Annotated in this window: 14 protein-coding genes and 1 riboswitch; of the genes, 7 read left to right on the top strand and 7 right to left on the bottom strand. The window is 69.4% G+C overall.

The window, feature by feature from the left end:
- The first annotated feature begins 56 nt into the window (after positions 1–56).
- Positions 57–581, top strand: a complete 525-nt coding sequence (locus ACXRVZ_RS05700; protein ID WP_457418566.1) for a hypothetical protein — start codon at positions 57–59, stop codon at positions 579–581.
- Here ACXRVZ_RS05700 and ACXRVZ_RS05695 read toward each other — a convergent pair whose 3' ends face one another.
- Complete coding sequence (locus ACXRVZ_RS05695; protein ID WP_457418564.1) at positions 582–1,529, bottom strand: LysR family transcriptional regulator; 948 nt, start codon at positions 1,527–1,529, stop codon at positions 582–584.
- Positions 1,530–1,545: 16 nt separating this feature from the next.
- Positions 1,546–3,021 carry a M20 family metallopeptidase gene (locus ACXRVZ_RS05690; RefSeq protein WP_457418562.1) on the bottom strand — a complete coding sequence of 492 codons (1,476 nt, stop codon included), beginning with the start codon at positions 3,019–3,021 and terminating at the stop codon, positions 1,546–1,548.
- Between the two features lie 131 nt (positions 3,022–3,152).
- On the opposite strand from ACXRVZ_RS05690, the gene ACXRVZ_RS05685 reads away from it, so the two are divergent.
- Genes ACXRVZ_RS05685 through ACXRVZ_RS05675 form a run of 3 tightly spaced genes read left to right on the top strand, consistent with a single transcriptional unit; the run spans position 3,153 to position 6,529 of the window.
- Complete coding sequence (locus tag ACXRVZ_RS05685) at positions 3,153–4,487, top strand: hypothetical protein (protein WP_457418560.1); 1,335 nt, start codon at positions 3,153–3,155, stop codon at positions 4,485–4,487.
- Positions 4,487–6,280, top strand: a complete 1,794-nt coding sequence (locus ACXRVZ_RS05680) for an MORN repeat-containing protein (RefSeq protein ID WP_457418558.1) — start codon at positions 4,487–4,489, stop codon at positions 6,278–6,280. The genes ACXRVZ_RS05685 and ACXRVZ_RS05680 overlap by 1 nt, the downstream gene beginning before the upstream one ends.
- 48 nt (positions 6,281–6,328) lie before the next feature.
- Positions 6,329–6,529, top strand: coding sequence for a hypothetical protein (locus ACXRVZ_RS05675; RefSeq protein ID WP_457418556.1), 201 nt, complete (start codon positions 6,329–6,331; stop codon positions 6,527–6,529).
- On the opposite strand, the gene ACXRVZ_RS05670 is transcribed toward ACXRVZ_RS05675, so the two are convergent.
- Positions 6,509–6,823 (bottom strand): hypothetical protein, encoded by a 315-nt coding sequence (locus ACXRVZ_RS05670; protein ID WP_457418554.1) that lies wholly within the window; start codon positions 6,821–6,823, stop codon positions 6,509–6,511. The genes ACXRVZ_RS05675 and ACXRVZ_RS05670 overlap by 21 nt on opposite strands.
- Before the next feature lie 319 nt (positions 6,824–7,142).
- Here ACXRVZ_RS05670 and ACXRVZ_RS05665 point away from each other — a divergent pair, with 319 nt between their 5' ends.
- Positions 7,143–9,080, top strand: coding sequence for a hypothetical protein (locus ACXRVZ_RS05665; protein ID WP_457418552.1), 1,938 nt, complete (start codon positions 7,143–7,145; stop codon positions 9,078–9,080).
- Here ACXRVZ_RS05665 and metW read toward each other — a convergent pair.
- The 4 genes from metW to ACXRVZ_RS05645 form a co-directional block, all read right to left on the bottom strand.
- On the bottom strand, positions 9,061–9,636 hold the full coding sequence (gene metW / locus ACXRVZ_RS05660; RefSeq protein WP_457418550.1) for a methionine biosynthesis protein MetW: 576 nt from the start codon (positions 9,634–9,636) through the stop codon (positions 9,061–9,063). The two genes, ACXRVZ_RS05665 and metW, sit on opposite strands and share 20 nt — an antisense overlap.
- Positions 9,633–10,805: a homoserine O-succinyltransferase MetX gene (gene metX / locus ACXRVZ_RS05655; RefSeq protein WP_457418548.1), complete on the bottom strand. Its 1,173-nt coding sequence runs from the start codon at positions 10,803–10,805 to the stop codon at positions 9,633–9,635. Before metX ends, metW begins: the two co-directional genes overlap by 4 nt.
- A gap of 45 nt (positions 10,806–10,850) precedes the next feature.
- Positions 10,851–10,926: riboswitch (SAM riboswitch) on the bottom strand.
- Positions 10,927–10,946: 20 nt separating this feature from the next.
- Positions 10,947–11,732: a substrate-binding periplasmic protein gene (locus ACXRVZ_RS05650; protein ID WP_457418546.1), complete on the bottom strand. Its 786-nt coding sequence runs from the start codon at positions 11,730–11,732 to the stop codon at positions 10,947–10,949.
- A gap of 11 nt (positions 11,733–11,743) precedes the next feature.
- Positions 11,744–13,315, bottom strand: coding sequence for a methyl-accepting chemotaxis protein (locus ACXRVZ_RS05645; RefSeq protein ID WP_458232236.1), 1,572 nt, complete (start codon positions 13,313–13,315; stop codon positions 11,744–11,746).
- 95 nt (positions 13,316–13,410) lie between these two features.
- Here ACXRVZ_RS05645 and ACXRVZ_RS05640 point away from each other — a divergent pair, with 95 nt between their 5' ends.
- Together ACXRVZ_RS05640 and ACXRVZ_RS05635 are read left to right on the top strand one after the other, a co-directional pair.
- Complete coding sequence (locus ACXRVZ_RS05640) at positions 13,411–14,040, top strand: TetR/AcrR family transcriptional regulator (protein ID WP_457418542.1); 630 nt, start codon at positions 13,411–13,413, stop codon at positions 14,038–14,040.
- An 11-nt stretch (positions 14,041–14,051) separates the two neighbouring features.
- The coding region (locus ACXRVZ_RS05635; RefSeq protein ID WP_458232235.1) for an HlyD family secretion protein at positions 14,052–14,546 on the top strand (495 nt) is incomplete at its 3' end.

Here is a 14,546-nt window from a genome sequence, read left to right as displayed (position 1 = left end):
GGGGAGATTGCCGGGGCCGGCTTCTTAAAATTCATTATCCACGAGGGCTTTCTCCCATGACATCTTCCACCGAAGCCGACACCCTGATGCGCGCCGCCTGCGCCCGGCTGTTGGAACAGCCCCCCGAGCTCGTGCCACCCGACGCGGCCGCGCTGGCTGCCGGCCTGGCCCGTGTGGCGGACAGCGGCCTGGACGTCGTGCTGCAACGCCTTGTCGCCGACGCACCCCAGGGCAGCCCGACCGACGCGCTGGCCGCGCTGCTGCGCCCGCCTGAGCAGGCCTGGCAAGCCTGGGATGAGGCGCAAGAGATCGACTGGGCCGTGCGCCACTGGCAGGCCTGCCGCGCCGCTGGCGTGCTCGACGAGGAACTGGAGGCCGACTTCGGCGAGTACTGGCGTCGCATCGAGTGGAGCGCTATTCGGCAACACCTGACGCTGCTGGGCCAGGGGCACGCGGAAGAACGCCGGCTGCTCGCGCTCATCGCCAAGACATCGGCCCGCTATGTCGCGCTGGGGTTCCTGAAGCGGGCGATGGAAGCCAAATACCCGGAGTTCTTCGACCTGGGCTTCAGCCTGCGGTAGTTACGGGCAGGTCGCGCAACCCGCGGCCACCAGCCACGGGTCCTTGTCCTCGCCGCCGAAGATTTCCAGCAGGAAGTCCAGGAAGGCCCGCGTTCGCGCGGGCACGTATTTGCGCGTCGGCATGCCGGCCCACAGCGTGGTGCCGAACAGCCGCCACTGCGGCATGACGCGCTCCAGCGCCTGCTCCAACAGCGCGTCTTCCACCATGAAGCTGGGCAGGCCGGCCACGCCCAGGCCGTGCAGGGCGGCGGCGTAGTTGGTGTCCATGTGCGTGGTCGACAGCGCGGCGCGCGACGGGACGATGGGCAGCGTGATCTCCTCCTGGCCGTCGCCGCGCTGCAGCGTCAGGCCGCGTTGCAGCGCCGCTGTGGGCGGCAGCAGGGCGTCGTGCTGCTTCAGGTCGTGCGGGTGCTGGGGCCGGCCGCGCTGGTCCAGGTAGTCGGGCGAGGCGCACATGATGAATTCGCTGCGCGCCAGGCGCCGGGCGATGAACTCGCCATCCGGCAGCTCGCGGGTCAGGAAGATGGTCAGGTCATAGGCGTCGTCCACCGTGTCGACCGGGCCGGGCGACGTGATCTCCAGCGTCACCAGCGGGTAGTCGCGGTGGAACTTGGGCAGGTGCTTGGCAAGCTGGTGCACGGCGATGGCCGGCGGGCACAGGATGCGCAGCAGGCCGCGCACTTCCTGAGTGGCCGATGCGGCCAGGGCGGCGGCTTCGTCCACGTCGGCCATGATGCGCCGCGCCCGCTCCAGGTAGGCCTCGCCGATCTCGGTCAGCGACAGGCGGCGCGTCGTGCGGTTCAGCAGCCGCGTGCCGAGATGGTCTTCCAGCTCGGCAATGAGGCGGGTGACGACGGCCGGCGCCAGGTCCAGCGCCCGCGCCGCGCCGGCAAAGCTGCCCTCGTCAATGACGCGGACGAAAACCTTGATGGCGCGGAGCTGGTCCATTCTTTGCTGAACTCCTTCAGGGGTGGGCGGCCATGACCTGGGCCACGGCGGCGGTGAGCCGCTTGCCGTAGGGCACGTGCAGGAACTCGTTGGGCCCGTGGGCATTGCTCTTGGGGCCCAGCACACCGCAAACCATCATCTGCGCCTTGGGGAAGCCCTTCTGAAGCATGCTCATCAACGGGATGGTGCCGCCCTGGCCGATATAGCCCACCGGCGCACCGAAGTGGGCCTGGCTGGCGTCGTTCAGCGCCCGGCTGAGCCAGGGCGACAGCTCGGGCGTGTTCCAGCCGGTGGCGCCATAAGCCCCGGCCCGGCCGTCGGGCGTGAAGGTGACCTTGGCGTTGTAGGGCGCGTTGTCTTCCAGCAGCGTCTTCAACTCCAGCGCAGCGGCATTGCCGTCGATCAGCGGCGGCAGGCGCAGGCTCAGCTTGAAGGCCGTGTGCGGGCGCAGCACGTTGCCAGCGTTCTTCAGTTCGGGGAAGCCGTCAGCGCCGACGACCGACAGCGTCGGCCGCCAGGTGCGGTTGAGCAGCACCTGGACCGGGTCGGTCGTGACCGGCAGCACCGGGCCGCCGTCCGCGCCGCAGGCCCAGGGCATGCGCTTGTAGACCTCGTCCTTGAGTATGGCCGCCGTCGCCCGGGCCTGGTCAAGACGTGCGCCGGGGATTTCGCAGTGGAAGCTCTCGGGCAGCAGGCGGCCGGTCTTGCTGTCTTCCAACCGGTCCAGCACATGGCGCAGGATGCGGAAGCTCGACGCCACGCAGCCCGAGGCGTCGCCGCTGTGGATGCCCTCGGTCAGCACCTCCACCTTGAGCACGCCCGACACCATGCCGCGCAGCGAGGTCGTCAGCCAGAGCTGGTCGTAGTTGCCGGCGCCCGAGTCCAGGCAGACGACCAGGGACACATTGCCCAGGCGGGGACGCAGCACGTCCAGATAGGCGGGCAGGTCGAAGGAGCCGGATTCCTCGCAGGTCTCGATGAGGCCGACACAGCGCGGGCGCGGGATGCCCTGCTTGTCCAGCGCCATGATGGCCGTGAGGGACGCGTAGATGGCGTAGCCGTCGTCCGCACCGCCGCGGCCGTAGAGCAGGCCGTTCTCGTACTTGGGCGTCCAGGGGCCGAGGTCGTTGCGCCAGCCGCTGAACTCGGGCTGCTTGTCCAGGTGGCCGTACAGCACGATGCTGTCATCGTTGCCGGCCTTGGTGCCCGGCACCTCGAAGAAGATCACCGGCGTGCGGCCCGGGATGCGGATGACTTCCAGCTTGAGCCCGGCGACCTTCTGGCCCTCGACCCAGGCGGCGGCCTGCGTCAGCACCTTGTCGATGTGGCCGTTCGCCGCCCAGTCGGCGTCGAACATCGGGCTCTTGGCCGGGATGGCGATGTAGTCGGTCAACGCGGGGACGATCTCTTCGTCCCAGACGCGGGCGGCAAAGTCGCCCAACGCCGTGGCTTCGTCGGCTTGCAAGGGCAGGTTCGGGTCTCGAGCGTTCATGGCGGTCTCCTTCAGGCGGCAGGCGCTTGTGGCGCAGCCAACAAGTTTAGGCGTCTGTGAGACAGGCTCCACACCCGCTCCGTAGAACTACGGGCGACGTTCGTCTTGTTGACCGCTTAGGCTCGGCATCAATGAACCGCTTGTTACTGATCGCTCTTCTGGCGCTGCTGACGGGCTGCGCTTCCGGCCCCAAATTCACCGTCGATGACGGCCGCAGGGTCGACGAGACGCTGCTGGCCGGCATGCGCGCCTATGGCGCCGGCGAGCGCCTGATCCGCCCGGCCATCGCCCGCAGCGCCGCGCTCAAGGACAAGGAGTGCGACAAGCAATGGGAGCTGCCCTTTGCCGTTGCCACCAGCGAGGGCTGGAGCGACAACGACCGCGTCGCCTGGGCGCGCGCCCTGCAGGTGGACGAGCGACTGACCCTCATCGCCGTGACCCAGGACTCGCCCCTGCCCGTGGGCACGCGGCTGAACCGCATCGGCGACAAGGCCAGCGACGACGGCGAGAAGCTGCTGGAGTGGCTGGCCGAGGTGCGCGACGCCGGCAAGCCCTTCAACGTTGGCACCATTGCTGGCAAGACCGTGCTCGTCAAGCCCTTCGAGGTCTGCCGCGGCTACACGCGCTTTGCGCCGCCCAACACGCCGCAGCTGCAGGACTACCACTGGCTGCTCAGCCTGCACCCGCTGGAGGTGCTGCAGGCCGAACCCACGCCCGACGAGGCACTGTGGGCCGTGCTGTGGACACAGGGCATCTCCGAAGAAGGCGGGGCGCGCATGAAGACGTATCACTACGCCATCAAGATCGCCGGCACCCTCTACAACCTGGCCACGCTGGCCTCGGGCGTGAAGGCCGCTGCACTCGCGGCCGACGCGGCCATCTCCGCCGCCAAGAGCGCTGCGGCCAACGTCGCCACCGACTTCCTGAAGCAGCAGCTCATCGAGCAGGGCCGGGCACTGGCGACGCAGAAGATCCGCGAAGGCCTGGTGGACGCTGCGACGCAACTCACGCGCCAGCAGGTGCTCAACGTCATGCAGGCGGCCGCCGCCAACCGCGGCTCGCTGTCGGGCATCTCGCGTATTGCCGCCACTGCCTTCGAGAAGGCGGACGCCTGGGCCTTCTCGCGCATGGCCGCCCTGGGCGCGCCGCCGCTGGCCGGCTTCACGCTGCACCAGAAGCTGCTGGAGCGCAGCCTGGCGTCCAACGCGCTGCTGTTCGACGCCGACCGCCTGGCCGCGCTGAACAAGGTGGCCGCCGCGCGCGGCTTCGAACGCGAGATCACGGCCATCCTCGGCGGCTTCCGCCCCGACGCGCTGGTGGCCGAGATCGGCGCCATGCCGCTGGCGTCCACGCAAGCCACCTTCTCCTTCGACAACCCCGACGACCCCGGCGCAGGACGTTTCTCGCGCGGCCTCATCGACGCGATGCTGGACATGCCAGCCGAGTCCGGCGCGCGCAAAAAGTAATGAAGCTTGCCCTCCTCCTTTGCGTGGCACTGCTGACGGCCACCGCCGCCCGGGCCCAGACGCCGCCCGAACCCGCAGCCTCGGCAGCTTCCGCGCCCGACGCGGCTGCGTCCGCCCCCGAGCCCGCCGCCTCCGAGCCCCAGGTGGCGCCCGCCCCGCCGCCGCCCAGCTGCCCCCAGCTGACCAGCCGCGCGCTTTCGGCCGACCTGAAGGCCGCCACGGCGCAGTCGCAGAACCAGCCGCTGCAAGTCCAGGTCAAGCTCTACGACGAGGCGGTGGCGCAATGGGGTGCGGCCATCGCCACCTGTGACGGCCGCGCCCGCGAGCGCGCCCAGCGCAACCTGGCCGACAGCCAGAAGGCCCACGACGCGCTGGCCGAGAAGCTGCAGGCCGGCAGCCAGTGCGAGAACGCCCACCGCGATGCCGGCGCGCTGCAGGAGCTGGCGCGCGGCGCCTTCAGCGAGCGCCGCTTTGCCGAGGCCGCGAGCCTGTATCGCAAGTCCGAGGGCATGTGGGAAGTGGCCGCCGAGCAGTGCAACGGCAGCCAGCAGCAGACCGCCCAGCGCCGCCGCGAGCAGGCTGAGATCGACGGCCACAACGCCGAGTTCTGCGCCCCGCCCTTCGAGCGGGCGCGGGAGTTCTCCGGCAAGCTGCGCAACAGCGCCGCCGCGCTGCCGCTGGCCGAGCGTCAGACGCAGAGCCAGATCGGCGAGACGCTGTGGCGCGAGACTGCCGGCCAGTGCAAGGGCAGCGCCCAGGAGCTGGCGATGAACAACGCCCAGGCCCTGGCCCGCGAGCGCGGCACGCCCTGGGTCTCGACGCCGCTACCCGGGGCGCCGCCGCCGACCGCCGTGGCCGCTGCGCCTAAGCCGACGGCTGCACCTGCCGGCAGCGCAGGCAAGCCGGCAGGTGCGCCAGCGATCGCAGCCACTGCGGCGGCTGCCGCCGCGACCACACCGATGCGCCAGGCCGCCAGCGTGCCGGTCGTGCCATTGGCCAAGGCCGTCACACCGACACCCACACCCGCCCCCGTGCCAACAGCCACCGCACCCGCGCCCGAACCCAAGCTCTTCGACCGCACCGCCGGCGACACGCGCTACCTGGGCCAGTTCGTGCGCAACGACGACGACACCGTCACCGGCACCGGCCGCGTCGAGTGGAAGAACGGCGATGTCTACGAAGGCCCGCTGGTGCGCAGTCAGCGCCACGGCGTGGGCGAGATTCGTTGGGCCAACGGCCAGCGCTACAAGGGCGAGTGGGTGACCGACCGCGCCACCGGCCGCGGCCTGATGGTGTTTGCCAACGGCAACCAGTTCGAGGGCACGCTGGTGGAGGGCCAGCCGCACGGCGAAGGCAAGATGACCTATGCCTCCAACGATGTCTACACCGGCCAGATCCGCCAGGGCCTGCCGCACGGCAAGGGCAGCTATGTGTGGATGAGCGGCCAGCGCTACGAGGGCGACTGGGTCAACGACAAGCCGCAGGGCACGGGCAAGATGCGCTTTGCCAACGGCAACCAGTACGAAGGCCAGCTCAGCGGCGGCCTGCCGCATGGCCGGGGCCGCATGATCTTCCCGAGCGGCGACATCTACGAAGGCACGTTCGAGCTCGGCAAGGCGCATGGCGAAGGCAAGTACGCCTGGAAGAGCGGCGAGCGCTACGAAGGCGCCTGGGCGGGCGGCCTGAAGCACGGCACCGGCATCTTCTACTGGCCCAGCGGCGACCGCTGGGAGGGCGTCTTCAAGGACGACGAACGCACCGACGACGGCCACACCATCCGTAAAGGCAATTGAACGCTTGCCGCTGCGCTACCCTCGCCCCAACACTTTCAGGAGACCGCCATGAAGACCTTGCTCACCGCTGCCGCCCTCGCCATCGCCTTCCTGGCCCCGGCCGCCGAGGCCCGCGTGGCCAAGCACCAGGACAGCAGCCACGCCAGCAGCACGGTCAAGGCCAAGACCGGCAAGAAGGCAGGCAAGAAGGCCGGCAAGGCCAAGCACAAGAAGCACGCCAAGAAGGCGTCACTCCAGGCCGCCCGCTGACGCGGGTCGCAGCGGCAGCTGCGGGCTGACCCGCGTCCCCTCGCGGGGGCGCTCGCCCCGTGCAGCGTTGCACCCAGGGTCGTCGTCCTCGATGCGCACCTCCAGCGCATCGCCCTCCTGCCGCGCCGACAGGCTCAGCGTGCGCGCCTGCGCATGCTTGATGACACTGATCATCGCCTTCTGAATCAGCCGCAGCGCCTGCAGCGCCAGTGCCGGCTCCAGACAGGGCAGCGGCGGCGTGTCGGCCATCTGCCATTCCAGCTTCAGCGCGGCGCTCTCCAGTCGGTGGCCCACGCGCGTGCGCAGCCTGGCCAGCTCGTGCTCCAGCGAGTCGTTCGTCAGCCGCAGGTCCTCGATGGCACTGCGCAGCAGGTCAATGCGAGCAGCGCGCTGCGCCTTGATTGGCCCCTGGCGGATCGCCTTCGCGACCCACTGCCGTCGTGTTTACAGGCCCTGGTCGGCATCACCCAATCAGCGCATGACAAGCAGGCCGCCATCCTCCATAACCGAGGGGAGGCCGGCTTGAGTGGCGGCGTCGCAGCGCATGCCCCGCTCGCATACTCGAAAGACATTGAGCGGCTCGCTTCATCCAACCCACCGTCAGGAACCCGCAATGCCCAACTCCGCGCTCCGCCGTGTCGCCGCCTTGACCTTCGCCGCGTCGCTGGCCGCCGCGGGCGGCGCCGCCACGGCCGCCTGCAACAGCAGCTTTGCGGATGATGTGGGCCAGGTCATCACTGCCACGCTGACGCTGAACATCAACGCCTGCAACCTGACCTATCTGGTGGTTCGGGAGAGCGGCTCGCTGACCCTGTTTGACCAGGTCGTGGGAACTTTCATCAACGGCGCCAGTGACCTCAGCGGCAACACCTGGGTGCAGGACGCGGGCCTGGACAACTGGGGCCTGCTGACGAACGGCGCGCGGGGAAGCTTCCACAACGTCCGGCAGCTGACCAACCGCGGCACCCTGCAGAACGACGGCACATTCAACAATCTGCTGTTCGTTCTCAACTACACCAGCTTCATCAATGGCGCCTCCGGCGTGATGACCAATGCCGTATCCGGCAACATCGAGAACTACGGCGACCTGACCAACCAGGGCGCGCTGCACAACGACGGCACGCTGAACAACTACGCCCGCGTCGGCAACGAGGCCGGCGTCACGCTGGTCAGCCAGGGGCAGTTCAACAACCGCACCGGCGGCGCGCTGACCAACGACGGCATCACCCGGCTGCTGGGCACCTCGGTGCTGGAGGCCGGCTCCACGTTGACCAATACCAGCACGCTCGACATCGGCGGCCGCCTGCTGGCCCAGGGGCAGATCGCCAACAGCGGCGTGGTGAACGTGTTGGCCGATGGCGGCGACGGTTTGACCCTGGCCGCAGGCGCCAGCTACGACTTCACCGCAGGCATCCTGCGCGTCGCCGGCACGCTGACGCTGGAAGCCGACTTCACGCAGACGGCGGCAATGCTGGACCACCTGGAAATGCTGCCCGGCAGCACGCTGGTCAACCGCGCCACCTACACGCCCAACGAATGGGCCAGCGTCATGCGCTCGGTGACGTTCCGCAACGAGGGCAGGCTGGCCGTCGTGGGCTACTTCCTGTTCACCAACGACATCGATCATCAGAACGCCTACTTCGACAACGCCGCCAGCGCACGCGTCGACGTGGCGCCGGCCGGCATCCTCGCCTTCGGGCAACCGACGAGCAACTCCGGCGTCATCGACAACCGCGGCACGCTCTACATCTCGCAGTCCGTCACCAACCAGCGCGGCGGCCAGATCTTCAACGCCGGCTACATGGACGTGAACACCGTGCTGTGGAACGACGGCCAACTGACCAACACCGGCACCGTCAAGGTGGTGGGCCCGCTGCCCTTCCACGGCCTGACCGGCAGTGGCAGCTATCTGCAGACGGCCGGCACGACCCAGGTCGACGGCGACATGGCCCAGGGCGGCGTGAGGATCGAGGGTGGCCGTTTGATCGTCGACGGCACGCTGACGACCACGGCGAACGCGGCCTTCCCGGACAGCACCGGCAAGGTCGAACTGATTGGCGGCGTGCTCTCCGGCACCGGCCTCATCAACGGCGAGCTCTTCGTCGGTGGCGGCCCGGGCACGGCGAGCTTCAAGCCGGCGCACAGCCCGGGCACCTTCACCATCCACGGTGGCTTCACGCTGCTGCCTGGCGGCGTGCTGGAACTTGAAGTGGAGCGCAGCAGCGACGGCCAGCTCGCCTTCGACTTCGTCAAGGCCGACCACATGCTGCTCAACGGCACCGTGCTCTTCAAGCTCGGCACCGACGTCGGCGGCGCCAGCCTTGCCGAGCTGTCGCTGCTGGACTGCGGCAGCGGCTGCGAGTTCGGCAGCAGCTTTGCCTACGCCATCGAAGGCGGTGGCAGCGGCGCCTCGGTCCTGTTCTCGGCACACGGCGTGACGCTGTCCATTCCCGCCGCCATTCCCGAGCCGGCCACGCTGGCGTTGTGGCTGGCGGGCCTGCTGGTGCTGGGCCGCGCCGGCTCTATTCGAGCTACTCGCGCTCGAACTTGAACACCGCCACGCTGGCCATCAGGTTGGGCATGGTGCGCACGATGGCGCCGTTCTGCAGCCCGAAACTGTCCAGGATCTTGAGCCGGTTCTTGCGTGCCAGCACGGCGAAATCGGCCAGCGTGCCGACGCGGATGTTGGGTGTGTCGTACCACTCGTAGGGCAGCGCCCGCGTGACCGGCATGCGGCCGAACAGCACCTGCAGCCGGTTGGGCCAGTGGGCAAAGTTGGGGAAGCTGACGATGCCCATCTTGCCGACGCGCGCCGTCTCCTTGAGCATGGCCTCGGCGTTGCGCAGGTTCTGCAGGGTCTCCAGCTGCAGCACGACGTCGAAGCTCTGGTCCTCGAAGATGGCCAGGCCTTCTTCCAGGTTGCGCTGGATGACGCTGACACCACGCTTCATGCAGGCCAGCAGGTTGGCGTCGTCCAGCTCCACGCCGTAGCCCGTGCAGCCCTTGTGCTTGATGAGGTGCTCCAGCAGCTCGCCGGTGCCGCAGCCCAGGTCGAGCACGCGTGAGCCGGCCGGCACGAGAGCCGCAATCGCGGGGTCGAAGCTCATATCGCGACTCCCTTGAATTGAAGAGCCGCAGGCCGCTCCAGCTCCGCAGCGATGCGCGCGAAGTAGGCGCGCAGCACGCCGTGATAGCGCGGGTCGTCCAGCAGGAAGGCGTCGTGGCCGTGGGGGGCGTCGATCTCCGCGTAGGAGACGTCCAGCCGGTTGTCGAGCAGGGCCTTGACGATTTCGCGCGAGCGCTGCGGCGAGAAGCGCCAGTCGGTCGTGAAGCTGGCGATGAGGAACTTGGCCCGCGCGGTGGCAAAGGCGCGCGTCAGGTCGCCGCCATGCTCGGAGGCCGGGTCGAAATAGTCCAGCGCGCGGGTGATGAGCAGATAGGTGTTGGCGTCGAAGTAGTCGCTGAACTTGTCACCTTGATAGCGCAGGTAGCTCTCGATCTGGAACTCGATCTCCTGCGTCGAATACCCCAGCGCCCCACCCTTGAGTTCGCGGCCGAACTTCTCGGCCATGACGTCGTCACTCAGGTAGGTGATGTGGCCGATCATGCGCGCCACGCGCAGGCCGCGCTTGGGCACCACGCCGTGCTCGTAGAAGTGGCCGCCGTGGAAGTCGGGGTCCGTCACGATGGCGCGGCGGGCCACCTCGTTGAAGGCGATGTTCTGCGCCGACAGGTTGGGCGCGGTGGCGATGGCGATGCAGTGGCCGAGCCGGTCCGGGTAGCGCAGCGCCCAGTCCAGTGCCTGCATGCCGCCCAGGCTGCCGCCCAGCACGGCCGCGAGCTTGAGGATGCCGAAGCGCTCGACGAGGCGGGCCTGCGCGTCCACCCAGTCCTGCACGGTGACGACGGGGAAGTCCGCGCCCCAGGCCTTGCCGGTGGCCGGGTTGACGTGCATGGGGCCTGTGGAGCCGAAGCAGGAGCCGAGGTTGTTGACACCGATGACGAAGAACTTGTCGGTGTCCAGCGCCTTGCCCGGGCCGATGAGGTTGTCCCACCAGCCCTCGCTCTTGGCCTCGCCGGCGTAGGTGCCGGCGACATGGTGGCTGGCGTTCAGCGCATGACAGACGAGCACCGCGTTGCTGCGCTCGGCATTGAGCTGGCCATAGGTCTCGACCGTCAGGTCATAGGCCGGCAGGCTGGCGCCGCTGCGCAGCGGCAGGGGTTCGTCGAAATGAAAACTCTGCGGCGAGACCTCGCCGACGCTTCGGCCCGTCATTGGCCCACTCCAGATAAAACAAAACCGGTGCCACTTGCGGGACGCCGGTTGATCGGAGCGCCCTGTTTAGCGGCATTTATAGAGCGCCCGCAATCCGGAACAAATCGGCGCTGTGGCGGGATTCTAGAGCCAGCCAGTGGCCTAGGAAGCTGCTCCCGGCGGCTGGGCGCCAATGCGCTGCAGCAGGCGCTGGTGCCCGCCATCGCGCTTGAGCTTGTCCAGCGCCGCGGCGAGCGCCTGGACCTCGGCGGGCTGCAGATCGGCACTGCCGACCAGCCAGACCTCGTGCTGGTCGAAGCTCGCCCCCTGGACCCAGTGCGCCAGGTCCCGGCCGGCGGCGCGCAACGCGGCGGTGACCACGGGCACAGCGGCATAGAGCAGGTCGGCGCTGCCCTCGTCGATGCGACGCAGCATGGCCGCATAGTTGCCCTCCATCGCGAGCCGCGTGAAGCCCTGGCGCTGCAGACTCTCGGTGCCGACGGTGCCCCGCAACGCCAGCACCGTGGCATTGCGCGCCTCGGTCGTGTCTATGCCGGTGGGCCAGCGGCTGCGCAGGCCCATCAGCACATAGCGTTGGGCGAACAGCGGCAGCAGCCAGCGGTACTGGGCTTCGCGCGCGGGGGTGCGGGACAGTGGCGCCATCAGCACACGTGAGCCGCTGCGGGCCATCTGCGTGGCCCGCGCGAAGGGGTAGAACTGCGGCTGCAGGCTCCAGCCGGCCAGCGCGCAGAGCTGGACCAGGAAGTCGCCCAGAGGCCCGGGGGCGTCCGGGCCCTGCGGGCTGATCAGCGCCGGGAAGTCGGCGCTGACCAGTTGCAGCGCCTCGGCGGCATGCGCGCCCGGTGCCAGCCCCGCCGTCAGAGTCATCACCAGGGCCTGGCGGCGATCCAGCATCAAGCGCTGGCCCTCGTCGGTGGCGCGTCCCATCGTGCCGCCGTTCAAGACCGACCGTCCAGCCGGAACTGCGCCACGGCGCCGGTCAGCAACTGCAGCTGCTGGCGCAGGCTGTCGGCCGCGGCGGCAGACTCTTCCACGAGGGCGGCGTTCTGCTGCGTCGTGTGGTCCAGCTGCGAGACGGCACCGTTGATCTGGCCGATGCGTGCGCTCTGGTCGGCCGCGCCCTCGGCCACCTCGCCAATCATGTCGCTGACCTTCTGCACATGGCTGACGATATCGTGCATGGTCGCCCCGGCGTGCTGCACGAGGCGGGCGCCGGCCTCGGTGCGCTCCAGGCTGGCGGCAATGAGCGACTTGATCTCGCGCGCCGCGTCCGCCGAGCGCTTGGCCAGCAGGCGCACCTCGCTGGCAACGACGGCAAAGCCCCGCCCCTGCTCGCCCGCCCGCGCGGCCTCCACGGCCGCGTTCAGCGCCAGGATGTTGGTCTGGAAGGCAATGCTGTCGATGACGCCCAGGATGTCGCCGATGCGCCGCGAGCTGGTGTTGATCTCATCCATGGTCGTGACGACCTCGGCCACCTCCTGGCCGCCACGGCGCGCCACCTCGGCGGCGCTCTGGGCCAGCTGGCGCGCCTTGCCGGCTGCGTCGGCGCCGTGGCGCACGCCGCTGGTCAGGTCTTCCATGGAGCTGGTCGTTTCCTGCAGGCTGGCGGCCGCCTGCTCGGTGCGCTGGCTCAGGTCCTGGTTGCCCGAGGCGACCTCGCTGCTGGCCGTCTCTATGCTCTGGGCCGAGGTCTTCACCTGGCGCACCAGCTCGCGCAGGCTGGTCTGCATGGCGTCCAGCGCGCGCAGCAGGTCCGAAGCCTCGTCGCGGCCGACGATGCGGATGTCGTTGTTGAGGTCACCGCCGGCAATGGACTGGGCCACGCTGCCGGCGTAGCGCATGGGGCTGGTGATGGTGGTCGAGTTGATCAGCGTCAGCGGCACCACCAGCACCATCACGACGATCAGCACCGCCAGCGAGCGCCAGCCGATGCGGCCCATCTCGGCGCCGAACTCGGCCTCCGTCGCCTTGGCCTGCGCCTCGATGAGGCCGGACACCTTCTCCACGCGCTGCTCGATCTCGCGCATGGCCGCCTTGGGTCGGTTCAGCATGCGGTCGGCCACCTTGGCGGTGTCGAAGCCACCGGCCTCGATCTGGTTGAGCACGGGCTGGGCGGCGGTGCGGTAGTCCTGCAGGAATTTCAGGGCCTCGGCGGCCACGGCCTTAATGTCCTCCTGCTTGCCGGCCTGCAGGCCTTGCAGCGCCGTGGCCAGGCGCTGGGCGGCGGCGTCCCAGCGTTGGCGGAACTGCTTCACCTGGTCGGGGTCCTCGTAGGCGATGACCATCTGCTTCTCCTCCAGCCGCACATCAGCCAGGCCCTGGCGGATGGCGCCCAGCTGCTGCAGGTCGCGCATGCCGTGCGTCGTCACGTCGACATTGAGCGCCATCAGCTGCCGGCCGCCCAGCAGGCCCGTGAGCCCGAGGGCCGCGAACATCAGCAGCACCATCGCGATGGCCCCGTGCATGCGGGTGCGGATGGTGAAGCTGCGCATCCAGGTAGCGAGGTCCATGGTGTCTCCTGAAGGTCTGCTCGGGCAGGTCTTTCTTTGTGCGTCTCATCCTAGTGAGCTTGCCGTTATTGAACAGCTGACCAATAATCCGCCGCATGCCCCGCCCCGGCCAGGATCAGGATCAGCTGCTGCTCGCCGCCGGCGCCGCGCTCTACCCGCAGCTGGGCTGCGCCGGGCTGTCGGTGCGCCGCGTGGCCGAGGCGGCCGGCGTCAACCCGGCCATGGTCCATTACCACTTCGGCAGCAAGGACGCCTTCCTGCGTGCGCTGCTGCAGCGCCACTACGAGGAGATGTTCAGCGTGCTGTCGCTGACCAGCCAGGGCGAGGCCGATGTGATGGCGCGGCTGGGTGCCGCGCTGCTGGGCGTGGGCCGCTTCGTGCGCGAGCACCGGCCGCTGATCGCCCGCGTCTGGGCCGACGCCCAGGCCGGCCAGGCCGTGGCGCAAGATTTCTTGCGCGCCAACGCGCCGCGCCACCTGGGCGTGCTGATGGCCTTGCTGCAGGAGGCCGAGGCGCAAGGCCGCCTGCCGCAGCGGCCGCTGCTGACGCGCTTTTCCTTCCTGATGGGCGCCGTCATCGCGCCGCTGGTGCTGGTGGGTGGCATGAAGGCCGTCAACGCCGTGCCGGCCGTGCTGCTGGCGGCGGTGGACGACGAGGTGCTGTCCGATGCGGCGCTGGAGCGCCGCATCGAATGGGCGCTGCTGGGCCTGGCGAGCGGAGTCTGATGGAGATGCCAATGAGAGTTGCGCTGTTGTTGATCCCCGCCCTGCTGGCCGGCTGCGCGCCCAAGCCGCCCGAGGGTTGGACGGGCTATGCCGAGGCTGAGCTGGTCTACATCGCGCCGCCGGTGGCGGGCCGGTTGACGACGCTGTCCGTGCGCTCTGGCGAAGCGGTGGCCGCCGGCCAGGCCCTCTTCGAGCTGGACGCCACGCCCGAGCTCGCCGCCGACGCCGAGGCCCGCGCCCGCGTGCAGAGCGCCCAGGCCCAGGCGCAGGACACCGACAAGGGCCGGCGCGCGCCAGAACTGGCCGTGACCCGCGCGCAGCTGGACCAGGCCCGCGCCGCCGAGCGCCTGGCCAGCATCGACCTGACCCGTCAGCAGGAGCTGCTCGGACAGGGCTTCGTGGCCAGGTCGCGCGTGGACGATGCCGCGACGACGCTGGCCCAGGCGCGCGCCCGTGTCGTCGAGCTGGACGCCGCCGTGCAGGTCGCCCGCCTGCCCGCCCGCGAC

Source organism: Roseateles sp. P5_E8 (genome assembly GCF_054177665.1).
This window is presented reverse-complemented; position numbering and strand designations above follow the sequence as displayed.